The sequence below is a fragment of the Halomonas stenophila genome (assembly GCF_014192275.1).
GTDB lineage: Bacteria > Pseudomonadota > Gammaproteobacteria > Pseudomonadales > Halomonadaceae > Halomonas > Halomonas stenophila.
Genome location: NZ_JACHXR010000014.1, coordinates 71,463 through 85,973, shown reverse-complemented (window position 1 = coordinate 85,973; position 14,511 = coordinate 71,463). Strand labels below are relative to the sequence as shown.

At 67.3% G+C, this 14,511-nt stretch carries 15 protein-coding genes and 1 tRNA gene; 8 read left to right on the top strand and 8 right to left on the bottom strand.

The genetic code is table 11. The features are described from left to right. Nucleotides 1-46 precede the first annotated feature (46 nt). Nucleotides 47-655, bottom strand: coding sequence for an OmpW/AlkL family protein (locus FHR97_RS17660; protein WP_183385111.1), 609 nt, complete (start codon nt 653-655; stop codon nt 47-49). Between the two features lie 275 nt (nt 656-930). Between FHR97_RS17660 and FHR97_RS17655 the strand changes: the two genes are divergently transcribed. Next, nucleotides 931-1,239, top strand: a complete 309-nt coding sequence (locus FHR97_RS17655) for a hypothetical protein (protein WP_183385110.1) — start codon at nt 931-933, stop codon at nt 1,237-1,239. Between the two features lie 238 nt (nt 1,240-1,477). On the opposite strand, the gene putP is transcribed toward FHR97_RS17655, so the two are convergent. The 7 genes from putP to FHR97_RS17625 all read right to left on the bottom strand — a co-directional run bounded on the left by putP (nt 1,478) and on the right by FHR97_RS17625 (nt 8,598). After that, the gene (gene putP, locus FHR97_RS17650) at nt 1,478-2,968 is read right to left on the bottom strand and encodes a sodium/proline symporter PutP (protein ID WP_183385109.1); all 1,491 of its coding nucleotides are present in this window, start codon (nt 2,966-2,968) and stop codon (nt 1,478-1,480) included. Nucleotides 2,969-2,983: 15 nt separating this feature from the next. Beyond that, nucleotides 2,984-3,106 (bottom strand): hypothetical protein, encoded by a 123-nt coding sequence (locus FHR97_RS20550; protein ID WP_281380505.1) that lies wholly within the window; start codon nt 3,104-3,106, stop codon nt 2,984-2,986. A gap of 43 nt (nt 3,107-3,149) precedes the next feature. Further along, nucleotides 3,150-6,341 carry a bifunctional proline dehydrogenase/L-glutamate gamma-semialdehyde dehydrogenase PutA gene (gene putA, locus FHR97_RS17645; RefSeq protein ID WP_183385108.1) on the bottom strand — a complete coding sequence of 1,064 codons (3,192 nt, stop codon included), beginning with the start codon at nt 6,339-6,341 and terminating at the stop codon, nt 3,150-3,152. Nucleotides 6,342-6,527: 186 nt separating this feature from the next. Beyond that, nucleotides 6,528-7,328, bottom strand: coding sequence for an AraC family transcriptional regulator (locus FHR97_RS17640; RefSeq protein ID WP_183385107.1), 801 nt, complete (start codon nt 7,326-7,328; stop codon nt 6,528-6,530). Nucleotides 7,329-7,388: 60 nt separating this feature from the next. Next, entirely contained in the window at nt 7,389-7,760 is a 372-nt protein-coding gene (locus FHR97_RS17635) for a hypothetical protein (RefSeq protein WP_183385106.1), read from the bottom strand. A 58-nt stretch (nt 7,761-7,818) separates the two neighbouring features. Further along, nucleotides 7,819-7,892 (bottom strand) — tRNA-Gly (locus FHR97_RS17630). Between the two features lie 298 nt (nt 7,893-8,190). Further along, nucleotides 8,191-8,598, bottom strand: coding sequence for a CBS domain-containing protein (locus tag FHR97_RS17625; RefSeq protein WP_183385105.1), 408 nt, complete (start codon nt 8,596-8,598; stop codon nt 8,191-8,193). 247 nt (nt 8,599-8,845) lie between these two features. On the opposite strand from FHR97_RS17625, the gene FHR97_RS17620 reads away from it, so the two are divergent. The 7 genes from FHR97_RS17620 to FHR97_RS17590 all read left to right on the top strand — a co-directional run bounded on the left by FHR97_RS17620 (nt 8,846) and on the right by FHR97_RS17590 (nt 14,395). Then, on the top strand, nt 8,846-9,364 hold the full coding sequence (locus FHR97_RS17620; RefSeq protein WP_183385104.1) for a YqaE/Pmp3 family membrane protein: 519 nt from the start codon (nt 8,846-8,848) through the stop codon (nt 9,362-9,364). Nucleotides 9,365-9,429: 65 nt separating this feature from the next. Then, nucleotides 9,430-10,299: a carboxylate/amino acid/amine transporter gene (locus FHR97_RS17615; protein ID WP_183385103.1), complete on the top strand. Its 870-nt coding sequence runs from the start codon at nt 9,430-9,432 to the stop codon at nt 10,297-10,299. Between the two features lie 64 nt (nt 10,300-10,363). Then, a complete protein-coding gene (locus FHR97_RS17610) occupies nt 10,364-11,245 on the top strand; it encodes an NAD(+) kinase (RefSeq protein WP_183385102.1) in 882 nt (293 codons plus the stop codon). A 1-nt stretch (nt 11,246) separates the two neighbouring features. Then, entirely contained in the window at nt 11,247-12,248 is a 1,002-nt protein-coding gene (locus tag FHR97_RS17605; protein WP_343065623.1) for a metallophosphoesterase, read from the top strand. Nucleotides 12,249-12,413: 165 nt separating this feature from the next. Next, nucleotides 12,414-13,265, top strand: a complete 852-nt coding sequence (locus FHR97_RS17600; RefSeq protein ID WP_183385100.1) for a rhomboid family intramembrane serine protease — start codon at nt 12,414-12,416, stop codon at nt 13,263-13,265. 22 nt (nt 13,266-13,287) lie between these two features. Then, on the top strand, nt 13,288-13,572 hold the full coding sequence (locus FHR97_RS17595) for a YeaC family protein (protein ID WP_183385099.1): 285 nt from the start codon (nt 13,288-13,290) through the stop codon (nt 13,570-13,572). Further along, the gene (locus tag FHR97_RS17590; protein ID WP_183385098.1) at nt 13,556-14,395 is read left to right on the top strand and encodes a DUF2797 domain-containing protein; all 840 of its coding nucleotides are present in this window, start codon (nt 13,556-13,558) and stop codon (nt 14,393-14,395) included. Before FHR97_RS17595 ends, FHR97_RS17590 begins: the two co-directional genes overlap by 17 nt. Nucleotides 14,396-14,511: the final 116 nt, after the last annotated feature.

Genomic DNA, 14,511 nt, shown 5'->3' with positions numbered 1-14,511 from the left:
AGGCCCGCCGAACGGCGGGCCTTCGTCTGTCGGGGCTGGTGCTCGCTCAGAAGCGGAAGGTCACGCCGCCGCCCACGGTCAGCGGGTCGATCTCGGCCTCGCCGGCATCGCTGCCGTTGACCTCCACGTCGGCGTCGACGTCGGCGTAGTTGGCGAAGGCACCGACCAGTAGATAGTCGGTGACCGCGAAGTCCAGGCCCACCTGGGCGGCGGCACCATAGGAGTCCTCGATCTCGAGGCCCGAGGCGGTCTCGTCATTGAAGTAGGTGTAGTTCAGTCCGGCCCCGGCGTAGGGCTGTACCCGGGAGTCGGTGCCACCCAGCGGGTAGTAGTTGAGCATCAGGTTGACCGGGCGACGGTCGACCGAGCCGGCGTCCACACCGCTCACGGTGAGGTCGTGCTCGATGTCCTGGGAGCCGTTGAGCTCGACGCCCAGCTGGTCGTGGAACTGGTAGCCCAGCCCGTACGTGAAGCCGCGCTCGTCGGAGATGTCCAGGTCGCCACCGGCTGCCTGGCCGTTGTCATCCTTGACCTCACTCTTGGCGACGCCGCCGCGTACATAGAGGTCGCCGGCCTGGTAGGCCATGGCGGTCTGGGTGGCGAGGATGCCGGCCGTGGCGAGGGCGGCAGCGGTGATAAGACGGGGCGTTTTCATGGGAGTCCTCCCTGTGTCATCCAGGGTGCCGACGCCGAGACATTCGGCGCCGCCGCACCAGTGATGACAATCATAGCGAACAGTGTTTCTAAACGTCTTGTAGAATTTTTCTATGGCGCTTATCGGATCATATGCGCATTATTCATGAGAGCATGTCGCCATCCCGGCCCGATGATGCAGGTTTTGTACAATTTTTGCACATTTCCTGCACCCTGCCTCGCTGGCTGGCCGGGTTTCGGCTTCACTTAGGGGGAACGACACGAGCGGAGCCTCTCATGCGTGGCAGGACTCTCTTCGCCGGGCCGCGTCCCGGCCTGCTGGAACAACCCCTGACCCTGCTGCTGTTGGCGGCGGGGATCGCCATCTGGTTGCTGCTGCGACCCGAGACCCTCCAGGCCCTGCCACCGGCCTGGCGCTGGCCCCTGGTCGGCATCGGGGCCTGGGGCCTGGGAGCCGCCTTCGTGCGCCCGTTGACGCTCGAGGTCGGGGAGGGCTGGCTGTGGCGGCAGGCCGGGGCACGCTGGAGTCGCCTGGCCCTGTGGGGATTCGCGCTGGTGGTGGCGGGGCTCGGCGTCCGGGGCTGAGGCCGGAAACAGGGAAGCCGCCCCAAGGCGGCGTCTCTCGTCGAGACCCGGTCAGCGGACTCACGAGTCGCCAACGGCACAGGCCGGGTGGCGATCACGCGGCGGAGCGCGACTGGGGTGGGCAGTACAGGGGGTAGGGCGGCGGCCATACGGATTCGGTTGGCCGTGTAGTAGCGGACATGAAAAAGGGCTCCCGCAGGAGCCCTTCCACTACCTTGAGGGCGTTATGCGCGCTCTTTCAGCGAGAGATTTTCTGATATTCACCGGCATCGGCAGTCACGCTGCTCACCACCAGGATGGCAATGAAGGCAGCGATGAAGCCAGGAATGATCTCGTACACACCGGGCCCCCCCATGAACTCTCCGTTCCAGCCCAGTGAAATCCAGATCATGACGGTGACGGCACCCACCACCATGCCCGCGATGGCGCCGGCGCCGTTCGTGCGCGACCACATCAGCGACAGGATGATGAGCGGGCCGAACGCCGCACCGAAGCCTGCCCAGGCGTTACTGACCAGCCCCAGCACCTGAGAGTCAGGATCGGACGCAATGACGGCGGCTACCAGACCCACCAGTACGACACTGATCCGGCCGACGCCGACGGTCTCCTTTTCCGTCGCCTCCTTACGCAGGAACAGGCGGTAGAAGTCCTCGGTCAGGGATGAAGACGACACCAGCAGCTGGCTGGAAATGGTGCTCATGATCGCCGCCAGCAGGGCCGCATAGAGGAAACCGGTGATCAGCGGGTGGAACAGCAGATCCGCCAGGATGATAAAGATCGTTTCCGGATCTTCGACATTCATGCCGTTGCGGATCGCGTAGGCTCGGCCGAACACCCCCAGAGAGATCGCACCGATCAGGGAGATGAGCATCCAGCTCATGCCGATGTTACGGGCAACGGGAACATCCTTCAGCGTCCGGATGGCCATGAAGCGCACGATGATGTGCGGCTGACCGAAATAACCCAGCCCCCAGGTCACCGCAGACAGCCAGCCGATAAGGGTCAGCCCCTCCGTCCACGATAGTAGCGTGGGATCGACGTCATTCAGGGTCTGTGACGCCTGGGCGAAACCGCCGCCACCTTCGCCGAAGAGCACGACCGCCGGCATGATCACCAGTGCCAGCATCATGATGCAGCCCTGCACGAAGTCCGTCATGCTTACGGCCAGGAAGCCGCCGACAACCGTATAGGCGAGTACCACGCCCAGCGTGATGACGACGCCCGCAGCGTAGTCACTCAGGCCAGCAATGTTGATGACTCCGGCAAACGCGCTTTCGAACAACTTGCCGCCCGCCACCAGGCCTGACGCCGTGTACACCGCGAAGAAGACGACGATGACGATAGCGGATACCGTTCGCAGTGACATCGCCCGGGTCGGGAAGCGGTTTGCCAGGAATTCCGGAATGGTGATCGCATTACCATAGTGAACCGTCTGTTCGCGAAGGCGTGGTGCGACCAGCGTCCAGTTGAAGAACGCACCCACGAGCAGACCGATACCGATCCAGGCCTGACCCAGACCGGATACGAACAGTGCCCCGGGCAAACCCAGCAGCAACCAGCCGCTCATGTCCGACGCACCGGCCGACAGGGCCGCTACCTGTGGACTGAGGGCTCGGCCACCCAGCATGTAATCCTCAGACGTGGACGTGGATTTGCGCATGGCATAAAAGCCGATGGCGATCATGAGCGCAAAGTAAGCAACAAGACTGATCCAGACACCAATAGCCATGAGAACGTCTCCTTTTTATTCGGCCGGCTGTAGAACCGGCGTGTTGTTGGTACGCATGCCGGCCATCGTGTCCCTGGGTGGCATCACGATCCGGGAGAGCGGGAACGTCGAGCCCGTATTGGCGTGGTTTTCCATCATGGGAAGCTTCCTTCCGTTTGTTGTCGTTGACGACGAGTGGGGCTCACTCGTCTCCCAGCGCGAGCAGTGACGCGTTGCCACCCAGGGCGGCGGTGTTGACGGTCACCGTCTTTTCCGTGGCAAACCGCAGCAGGTAGTTCGGGCCTCCCGCCTTGGGACCCGTGCCGGAGAGGCCCTGCCCACCGAAGGGCTGGACCCCGACGACGGCCCCGATGATATTGCGGTTCACGTAGACGTTACCAACGCGGACTTTCTTCGCTATTTCATCGGCGAAGGATTCGTTGCGGCTGTGCACGCCGAAGGTCAGCCCGTAGCCGCGACCGTTGATCGAGGCGATCACCTTGTCGATATCGCTGGCATGGTAGCGCACGATATGCAGGATCGGACCGAACTGCTCCCGCTCCAGGGCATCGATGCCCTCGATCTGGAACGCCGTCGGGGCGATGAAGGTGCCGTTGGCGGTATGGGCTGCATCGAGCCGGGTCTCGGCCAGCAGGCGGCCCTCGCCCTTGAGCCTGTCGATATGCGCCTGGAGGTTCTTGCGGGCATCCTCGTCGATGACCGGGCCCACGTCGGTGCCAAGATCGCGGGGATCGCCGATGTGCAGCTCGGCCATGGCGCCCTCGAGGATCTCGATGACCCGGTCCGCCACGTCGTCCTGGAGATAGAGCACACGCAGCGCCGAGCAGCGCTGGCCGGCACTCTGGAAGGCCGACTGGATGACGTCGGCCACCACCTGCTCGGGCAGGGCGGTGGAGTCGACGATCATGGCGTTCATGCCGCCGGTCTCGGCCACCAGGGTCGGCAGGGGGGCATGCTCGCGGCCGGCCAGGGCGCGGTTGATGATCTGGGCGGTGTCGGTGCCGCCGGTGAACACCACGCCGGTGATGCGCGGGTCGCGGGTCAGCACGCTGCCCACGGTGGGGCCGTCGCCGGGCAGCAGCTGGACCACGTCCCGCGGCATGCCGGCCTCGTGCAGCAGCTCGATGACGCGGTGGGCGATGATCGAGGTCTGCTCGGCGGGCTTGGCCAGCACGGTGTTGCCGGCCACCGCGGTGGCCACCACCTGGCCGCAGAAGATCGCCACCGGGAAGTTCCAGGGGCTGATCGCCGCGAACACGCCCTTGCCGCCCATCATCAGGTCGTTGGACTCGCCGGTGGGGCCCGGCAGGCGGGTCGGCTCGGCGAACAGCTCCTCCGCGCGCATCGCGTAGTAGCGGCAGAAGTCCACCGCCTCCTTGATCTCGTCGACGCCGTCGGTGAGCAGCTTGCCGCCCTCGCGGGAGCACAGCGTCATCAGCTCCGCCATGTGCGCTTCCATCAGGTCGCCGAAGCGGCGCAGGATGGCGGCGCGCTCGGCCACGGGGGTGGCATCCCAGCGCGGGAAGGCCGCCCAGGCGGCGTCCACGGCCTGCTCGGCCTGCGCCTTGCTGGTCCACAGCACCGAGCCGACCGCCTGGCGCCGGTCGTAGGGGCTGGTGACCTCGTGGACCAGTGACGGGTCGGTGGCCACCTCGAAGGCCAGCAGCGGCCGGGCCTCGTAGCGCTTGTCCATGTGCCGGGCCATGGCGTCCATCAGCGGCTGGTACTGGCTGCGGATGTTCAGGTTCACGCCCCGGGAGTTCCGGCGCTTCGGCCCGAAGATGTCCCGGGGCAGGGGGATCCGGTGGTTGGCCAGGGTCGCGTACTGGCGCAGCGTCTCCACCGGGTGCACGCACAGCGATTCCACCGGCACCCTGGGGTCCACCAGCTGGTGGACGAAGGAGGAGTTGGCGCCGTTCTCCAGCAGCCGGCGGACCAGGTAGGGCAGCAGGTCCTTGTGGGCCCCCACCGGCGCATAGATGCGGCAGTAGGTGCCCTCGGGGGCGCGCTTCAGGGCCGCGTCGTAGAGGGCCTCGCCCATGCCGTGCAGGCGCTGGAACTCGAACGGGCGCTGCGCCGCGTTGGCCTGCTCCAGGATGGTGCTGATGGTGTGGGCGTTGTGGGTGGCGAACTGCGGGAAGATCCGCCCCCGGGTGGCCTCGGAGAGCAGGAAGCGTGCGCAGACCAGGTAGGCCACGTCGGTGGAGGCCTTGCGGGTATACACCGGATAGCCGTCGACGCCGAGCTGCTGCGACTCCTTGATCTCGGTATCCCAGTAGGCCCCCTTGACCAGGCGCAGCGGGATCACGTCGCCCTGGCGCTCGGCCAGACGGTTGAGGTAGTGCAGCACCGGCAGGGCGCGCTTGGCATAGGCCTGGATCACCAGACCGAACTGGCCCCAGCCGCGGCAGGTATCGCTCTCGTAGACGGCGCGGAACACCTCCAGCGACAGCTCCAGGCGATCGACCTCCTCGGCGTCGATGGTCACCGCCACGCCCAGCCGGCGCGCCAGGCCGGCCAGCTCGCGCACACTGCCGACCAGCTCCTCGAGGACCTGCTCGCGGCGGCCGAACTCGTAGCGCGGATGCAGCGCGGAGAGCTTGATGGAGATCGACGGGGTCGGCGTCCTGTCGGACAGCGAGCGGCTGGTCTTGCCGACCCGCTCGATGGCCCGGGCATAGTCGTCGAAATAGCGCTGGGCGTCGGTGCGGGTGCGCGCCGCCTCGCCGAGCATGTCGTAGGAATAGGTATAGCCCTTGTCGAACAGGGGCCGGGAGCGCTTGAGGGCCTCGTCGATGTCACGCCCCAGCACGAACTGCTTGCCCATGACCTTCATGGCCTCGACCATGGCGCGGCGGATCACCGGCTCGCCCATGCGGTTGACCATCTTGTTGATGAAGCCCGAGGGCTTGCCCTCCCGGGGCTTGTCCAGGGTCACCACGCGACCGGTCATCAGCAGGCCCCAGGTGGAGGCGTTGACCATCCAGGATTCGCTCTTGCCGACGTGGGCCTTCCAGTCGGCCGGGCCCAGCTTGTCCTCGATCAGGGCGTCGGCGGTGGCCTTGTCGGGGATGCGCAGCATGGCCTCGGCCAGGCACATCAGCATCAGGCCCTCATGGGTGTCCAGGCTGTATTGCTGGAGCAGCTCGTCGATGGTGTCGACGGCGGTGTCCATCTCGCGGATCTCGCGGACCAGCTCGGCGGTCTTGTCGGCGATCCGCGTGAAGTCCTGCCGATCGGCATCGAGGGTCTTGATCAGTTCCTCGACGAAGGCGTTCTCGTCGACGGCGTAGTGGTCGCTGATCCGTGCGAAGAGGGTGTCGAGATCCTGACGCCAGGTAGCGTCATCCAGCATGTTGTTGGCGTTGAGCATGAAAATCCCCGCTGAAAGCCCGTCGTCACAGGGTAAGGTCCCGGCCGCCGGCGCATGGCCGCCCGCGGACCGAGGGCATCCTATGAGGTTAGGGCCGATTATTAGGTTCTGCTTGTCGATTTCCCGGCGGGATTTGTCGATTTCGCGGATGTTGTCTCGGCGGGGGAACCTTTCTGCGACCTTGGTCTAGGGCCGGGAGGCGGGAGTGGCCAGCCGCTGGCGGCCGCGGCGCCGCACCTGGCTGGGCGGCTGGCCGAAGGCGCGGCGGAAGGCGCGGGACAGGGCGCTCTGGTTGGTGAAGCCGGTCAGGGCCGCGATCTCGGAGAGCGGCAGGTGGCTCTCGTGCAGCAGGCGGCGCGAGGCCTCGAGGCGACGACGCATCACGTACTGCCAGGGCGGCAGGCCGGTCTGGGCGCGGAAGCGCTCGGTGAAGTGAGCCTCGCTCAGGCAGGCCTCCGCGGCCAGGTCGGCGACCCGTAGATGACTGCCGAGATGGCGATCGATGAACCGGTCCAGCGCCGCCAGATCGAGACTCCGTCCCCGGCATGGCGGTTCCCCGGCCAGCCGGGCATGCAGCGAGCCCAGCAGGGTCGAGGCCAGTCGCTCCTGCTGGACGACGGGGAGGGATCCCTGCTGCGACATCAGGCGCAGCTCGTGGAGCAGGAAGTCCAGGTAGCGCTCGAGGGGATCGTCCAGGTCGAAGAAGCGTGGCGCGTCGAACAGCCGTGCCAGTTCATGGTGGTGGCCGGTCAGCGACAGGGCGTCGTGGGGCAGGTCGAGGATCAGTTGGCGGTTGTCGCCCGTGCCGGCGTAGTAGTGCATGTGGTTGGCCGGCACGATGCAGCCGGAGAGCGCCGAGATGGAGCCGCCCAGCCCCTCGATCTCGAACTCGGCCCGACCCTGCAGGCCGATCACGAGCTGGTGGAAATCGTGGGCATGGTGGTGGATGGCGGTGTCGAGGGGAATCTGGCGGATGGCGCTGGCCATCGTCGTCGGCCTCCGGCGTCGGGGCATGCCGCTTCATTCTACCGGAAACGGCGTCAACGCTCACGGGTCGGCGTGTCGGCGCCTGAGTCGGGTGCGGGCCGCCAGGTGATCGCGCAGCGCGGCCAGTTCGGCCTGGCCCTCGGCATCCAGCAGCGGCTTGCCGCGGGCGACTCGGCCATGCCGACCGTGTTCGTCCATGAGCCGCTGGGCACGGCGTCGCACGCCCTCCAGGTAGTCGTCGTGGCGCACCGGGTAGCCGACGATGGTGTTCCACTCGGTCTCGCCGACCCGGCTCTCCAGCGCCTTGTCGAACACCTCGAGGAGGTGCTCCGGCTCGGTGCGGTAGCGGGGCGTGCGCGAGAGCATCAGGATGGCGACCATGCCGCCGAAGATGATCAGGCAGACGAGAAAGACGGTCAGGAACAGGGCCATGGAGGGCTCGGGAGCGGGGCGGTGGACCGGTCGGATACGCCGAGGGCGCGAGGGGAGCTGGAGCGGGTGAAGGGAATCGAACCCTCGTCTTAAGCTTGGGAAGCTTCTGCTCTACCATTGAGCTACACCCGCGAGGTTTCCCAGTATATCCAGTGGGTTAATGATTACAACCCCGGTCGTGCCGGCGTACCGGACGTACAACGTGAAAAAATTTCCTCGGCGTGACGAACTTTCCCCGCCGACACTGTCTGAACAGGTGCAGGCAACAGCGCGATGGCAGTCGCTAACACTGTTGTTCTGGCTTGCATATTCGATCCTTTGCCGCCTCAGCCCCGCTGGGGCGGCTTTTCTTTGCGTGACTCCCGTGCATGAACAGACACCGCCCCCGGCGAAGGGGGCGGGCGGGGCCGCATCGGAAAGGGGCAGGCGATCAGGAATGGCGCATGCGCAGGATGGCGCTGAGCACATCACGGCGGGTCACGATGCCGACCAGGTGGCCCTGTTCGGTGACCGGGTAGACCTTGGGCTTGGCGCCGAGCATCTCCTGGGCCAGGTCGGTGATGCTCTTGGTGGGGGAGACGGCGAGTACCTCGTTGCGCATCAGTTCCCGCACCAGCGGGGGCTCCTCGTTGAGATAGGAGCTTTCCAGCACCTTGCCGAGCACGTCCTGCTCGGAGATGAACCCGATCAGCCTGTCGTGTTCGTCGACCACCGGAGCGCCGGGCAGGCGGTGTCGCGCCAGGCCTTCGGCCAGGGTGGATACCGAGGTCCTGCCGGTGACCCGGTAGCAGTCGCGGGACATGATCTCGCGCACGATGGTGGGAGCCTTGCTGGGCATGGCGGTTCTCCTTGTGCCAACGCTGGTACCTGACTCGCCCGTTGCCCGTCGCCTGTGACGCGTGGTCCCGCTGGCGCGCGACGCGAGGCCGGACCGGACGTGTCTCATGTTCAGCATAGCCGACCGACAGCGTCGCCATCCCGATAACCCTCGCCGGCCTGCCAACGGTGCTGCAGCCAGGAACCCGTGCCGGACGATCCACTCCAATATGCCACAATGCCGCATCCCCGACCGATGGAGGCGCCTGATGGATGCCCGCGAATACCTGGCCCGCAAGGGGCTGGACGGAGAGCGCGACCGGGAGCGCCCCAATACCCTGGAGGAGAAGGCCTGGTCCCGTGCCCGCGAGGCCAGCGATCACCGGCCGCGGGCCGGCACCCCCCATGACTGGGAAGATTGGGAGCGCTACCACGATGTCCTCGCCGAGGGCGCCGAGGACCTGGAGCAGAAGATCGACCAGGAGGCCCACCGCCGGGCCCTGGAGCACGAGGGCGGCGGCGTGGAGCACTTCACCCCCCGGGCGGGCGACCGGGTCCGCGTCACGCCCGGCGAGGCCGAGGCGCCGAGCGAGGTGACCCCGTCCGCCGAGGCCCCGGTGCGGCCCGAACCCTACGCGGCCCTGGTCGCCCTGGCGGTCCTGTTGCCGCCGCTGGCCATGGGCCTGGCCGGAGGCGGGCCCCGTCGCCTGGCCATCGCCCTGGGCCTGACCCTGCTCGGGTGGGTGCCCGGGGTCGTCTACGTGATCCACTGGTTGCGTCGGGCCTGATCCTTGGCAGGGCGAACGTCACGGGTATAATCGCCGTCAACCCCTTATTTTCTCTGGAGTTGACCTTGGGCTACCTCGTCGGCATCACCGTCCTCTGGGCCTTTTCGTTCTCGCTGATCGGCGTCTACCTGGCCGGCCAGGTGGACAGCTACTTCGCCGTGATGACCCGCATCGCCCTGGCGGCGCTGGTCTTCCTGCCCTTCCTGAGGCCGGCGCTGCTGAGGGGGCGTCAGCGGCTGGCACTGCTGGGGCTGGGCGCCGTGCAACTCGGCCTGATGTACATCTTCTTCTACCAGTCCTTCCTGCTGCTGTCGGTGCCGGAAGTGTTGCTCTTCACCATCCTGACGCCCCTCTATATCACCCTGCTCGACGACGCCCTGTTCCGGCGGTTCACCCCTTTCCACCTCGTCACCGCCGCGCTGGCGGTGCTCGGGGCGGCGGTGATCCGCTACCGCGGGCTCGACGACGGCTACTGGCTGGGCTTTCTGGTGGTGCAGGGCGCGAACCTGTGCTTCGCCCTGGGCCAGGTCGGCTACCGGCGCCTCTCCGCCGGCCTGCCCGAGGCGTTGCCGCGGCTCGCGGTCTTCGGCTGGTTCTACCTCGGTGCCCTGGCGGTGGCCGCCCCGGCCTTCCTGCTGCTGGGCGATGCCACGGCCCTGCCCACCAGCGGCGTGCAGTGGGGGGTGCTGGCCTGGCTCGGCCTGGTGGCCTCGGGGCTCGGCTATTTCCTGTGGAACCTGGGCGCGACCCGGGTCGATGCCGGTGCGCTGGCCATCATGAACAATGCCCTGGTCCCGGCCGGCCTGCTGGTCAACCTGTTGATCTGGAACCGCGACGCCGACCTGCCGCGCCTGGCCCTGGGCGGGGCGATCATCCTCGGGTCACTGGCCCTCAACGAGTGGTGGCAACGGCGCCGGGCGCCACTGGCCGCCTGAGGGCGGTTTGCCCGGCTCATGGCGTATCGCCATAATGAGCCGTCGTGAAGCGAAGGACCCGCGCATGCAACCCTTCAAGAATATCGGCCTGATCGGCCGCCTGGGCAGTGCCAAGGTGGTCGAGACCCTCAAGCGGCTCTGCCGCTTCCTCGATGATGCCGGCTACCACGTGATCATCGAGGACCGCACGGCCACCGTGCTGCTGGGCCATGGCCATCCCGAGGCCAGCCGTCGCCTGATCGGCGAGCTGTGTGACCTGGTGATCGTGGTCGGCGGTGATGGCAGCCTGCTGGGCGCCGCCCGCACCCTCTGCCACAGCGGCACCCTGGTGCTCGGGGTGAATCGCGGGCGACTGGGCTTTCTCACCGACATTTCCCCCGACGAGCTCGAGGAACGGGTCGGGGAGGTGCTCGCGGGGCGCTTCGAGATCGAGGAGCGTTTCCTGCTCGATGCCGAGCTCTATCGGGACGATGCCCTGGTGGGCAACGGCGACGCCCTCAACGAGGTGGTGCTGCACCCGGGAAAGGCCGTGCGCATGATCGAGTTCGAGCTGTTCATCGACGGCCAGTTCGTCCACAGCCAGCGCAGCGACGGCCTGATCATCGCCACGCCGACCGGCTCCACGGCCTATGCGCTCTCCGGCGGCGGACCGATCATGCACCCCAGGCTCGAGGTGATCACCCTGGTGCCGATGTTCCCGCATACCCTGTCGAGTCGGCCCATCGCCATCGACGCGGCCAGCGAGATCCGCATCCATATCGGCGAGACCAACCAGACCTACCCCCATATCAGCTGCGACGGCCAGACCCGGGCCGTGGCCAAGCCCGACGATGTGCTGGTCATCCGTCGCAAGCCCCAGCGCGTGCAGCTGGTGCATCCGCTGGGGCACAATTTCTACGAGGTCCTGCGCAGCAAGCTGGGCTGGAGCAACCGCCTGGGAGACTGAGGTGAGCAAAGCCGTCTTCGAAGGCTATGATCTGATCGGCGACGTCCACGGCTGTGGCGCGACCCTGGCGTCGCTGCTCGAGCGTCTCGGCTATCATCAGCGTGGCGGCGTCTATCGCCATCCCCGGCGCAAGGTGATCTTCCTCGGCGACCTGATCGACCGCGGGCCGCGGATCCGCCTGGCGGTCACCATCGCCCGGCGCATGGTGGAGGAGGGCGAGGCGCTGATCGTCATGGGCAACCACGAGGTCAATGCCCTGGCCTACAGCCACCGAGCCCCGCCGGGCCTCGGCCGGGAGTGGCTGCGCGAGCATACGCCGCGCCACAACCGCATCATCAAGGAGACCCACGAGCAATACCGCGACCATCCCCAGGAGTGGGAGGACGCCCTGGCCTGGTTCATGGACATCCCGCTGTGCCTGGAGCGCGACGGCCTGCGGGTGGTGCATGCCTGCTGGGATCAGGCGCTGGTCGACGAACTGCGCAGCGAGCGTCCCGATGCCCGGATCGACATCGATTTCCTGACCGCCGCCGTGCAGCCGGGCACCCGGGCGTTCCGTATCCTCGACCGGCTGACGCGGGGCAGCCACATCCCGCTGCCCGAGGGCATCCAGATCCAGTCCGGCGACGGCTTCACGCGGCGCAGCTTCCGGGCGCATTTCTGGGCGCGCTCCCCCCGGACCTGGGGCGATGTGGTGTTCCAGCCGGACAACCTGCCCGGGGAGCTGGAAGGGCGCGAGCTGACCGAGGTCGAGCGCGCCCGGCTGAGCTTCTACGGGCCGGACGAGCCGCCGCTGTTCATCGGCCACTACTGGTGCGAGGGCATCCCGGCCCTGCCGGCGCCCAATATCGCCTGCCTGGACTACAGTGCGGTGAAGTTCGGGCGCCTGGTGGCCTATCGCTGGAGCGGCGAGTCGCGCCTCGACGCCAACCACTTCGTGTGGATCCGCGTGCCGCAGGAGGAACAGGCCCGCCCCCAGCCCTGGGAGATCGATTTCGATTGATACATTTCTTTACGAAAATCTCGCGCCGCGGACCGAACTTCCCGCCGTCGCCCCTATCTGAGTAGGTGTTCCCTTGAATGATCCCTTGCTCTTGTCCGGCGGCCCCCTCCGCCGGACTTTTTCTTTGTGCCCGGCGCAGCCGCTTCGTCCACCGCTGGAGAGACCATGTACCGGGTGATCCTGCTGCCCCATGACGTCGATATCCATGACCTGCGCCAGGCCCTCTGGGCCCACCGCATCGGCCACCTGTTCACCGAGGAGGCCGAGGGCCAGGTGCTGTGGCTGATCGATCCCGCCCAGCAGGCGGCCATGCAGCGCCTGGTGGAGCGCTGGCAGCGGGGCGAGTCCCTGATGCCCGAGGCGCGGCATAGGCCCCGTCGGGCCCTGCCGGCGTGGCGGATCCCCTTTCGCCAGGCGCCGGTGACCGCCACGGCCCTGGCGCTGTGCCTCGCGGTCTTCGCCGTGATGGGCGTGCTCGGGGACCTGGTGATCGCCGCCCTGACCATCGTGCCCGTGGGGGTGGTCAAGGGCCAGCTGGCCTTCGGCAGCCTGGCGGAGACCCTGGCCTCGGGGCAGGTCTGGCGGCTGCTGTCACCGGCCTTCCTGCACTTCGGCTGGATGCACCTGATCTTCAACATGCTGTGGCTGTGGTTCTTCGGCCGCCAGGTGGAGTCGCTGCATGGCCGCGGGCGCATGCTCACCCTGCTGCTGGCGGCCGGCATCGGCGGCAACCTGGCCCAGTACGCCACCGGCACCGTGCTGTTCGGCGGCATGTCCGGCGTCGATTTCGCGCTGCTCGGCTATGTCTGGCTGATGTCGCGCCGCCGTCCCGGCGACGGCTTCTTCGTGCCGCAGATGCTGGTGGTGTTCATGCTCGGCTGGATGGTCTTCACCATGACCGACATGGCCGCCGTGGTGGGCTTCGGCAACGTGGCCAACGAGGCCCATGTGGGGGGGCTGGTCGTGGGGCTCGTGCTGGGCTGGTATCATTCCCGCCGTGTCCGTTCCCCCCGTTGAGCCCGTATCCCCGGAGTCCGCCATGAGCGATATGACCTTCGAGCGCATGATCCAGCAGATGACCCCTGCCATCTACGAGAGCCTCAAGCAGGCGGTCTCGCTGCGCAAGTGGCCGGATGGCCGCTTCCTGACGGCCGAGCAGACCGAGCTGTGCCTCGAGGCGGTGATGCGCTACGAGGTGGAGAACGGCGTGCCCGAGCCGGCCCGGGTCGGCTATCTCGAGCGCCGCACCTGTGGCGCGGACAGCAGCGGCGCCAACGTCTCGCCGACGCTGGCCGGCCTGGCCCGGGATGCCAGCCGTGACTGAGACGACGACCCTGCAGGGCTGCCTGACCAAGATGGCCGTGGAGCCGGGCTCGCCGGCCCGTTACACCCTGCGGGCCGGTGAGGCTCGCCTGGATCTCAATGCCCGCCTCGGCCAGTCCCTGCGCCTGACCTGGACCGGTGCCATCGCCTGTACCCACTGCGGCCGGGCGACCCGCAAGAGCTTCGGCCAGGGACACTGCTATCCCTGTTTCAAGACGCTGGCCCAGTGCGATACCTGCATCATGAAGCCGGAACTCTGCCACTTCTTCCAGGGCACCTGCCGCGAGCCCGACTGGGGGGAGCGGCACTGCTTCCAGCCCCATGTGGTCTACCTGGCCAATGCCTCGGGGCTGAAGGTCGGCATCACCCGGGCCACCCAGGTGCCGACCCGCTGGCTCGACCAGGGCGCGGTGCAGGCGCTGCCCATCCTCGAGGTGGACTCCCGCCAGCAGTCCGGCTTCGTCGAGGTGCTGTTCAAGGAGCAGGTCTCGGACCGCACCAACTGGCGGGCCATGCTCAAGGGCGAGGCCGAGGCGCTGGACCTGGCCGCCGAGCGCGACCGCCTGCTCGACGCCCTGGCCGGTGGCCTCGCCAACCTGCGCGAGCGCTTCGGCGATGATGCCATCCGCCTGCTCGACGCCCCTCCGCGCGCCTTCGAGTACCCGGTGCTCGAACACCCCCGCAAGGTGGTCTCCCACAACTTCGACAAGTCGCCCGAGGTGGCCGGCACCCTGCTGGGCATCAAGGGCCAGTACCTGATCCTCGATAGCGGCGTGATCAACCTGCGCAAGTTCACCGGCTACGAGGTGGCGGTAGAGGCGTAGAGCTCATTTCAGGAGTTCCAGCCAGACAAGCCCGGCTTGGCGCCGGAAAAGCTCATCGCTTTCGTCGAGTGGGCAAGAAACACCTGGTGCCCAAGGGGTGGACTATGCTCGGGACG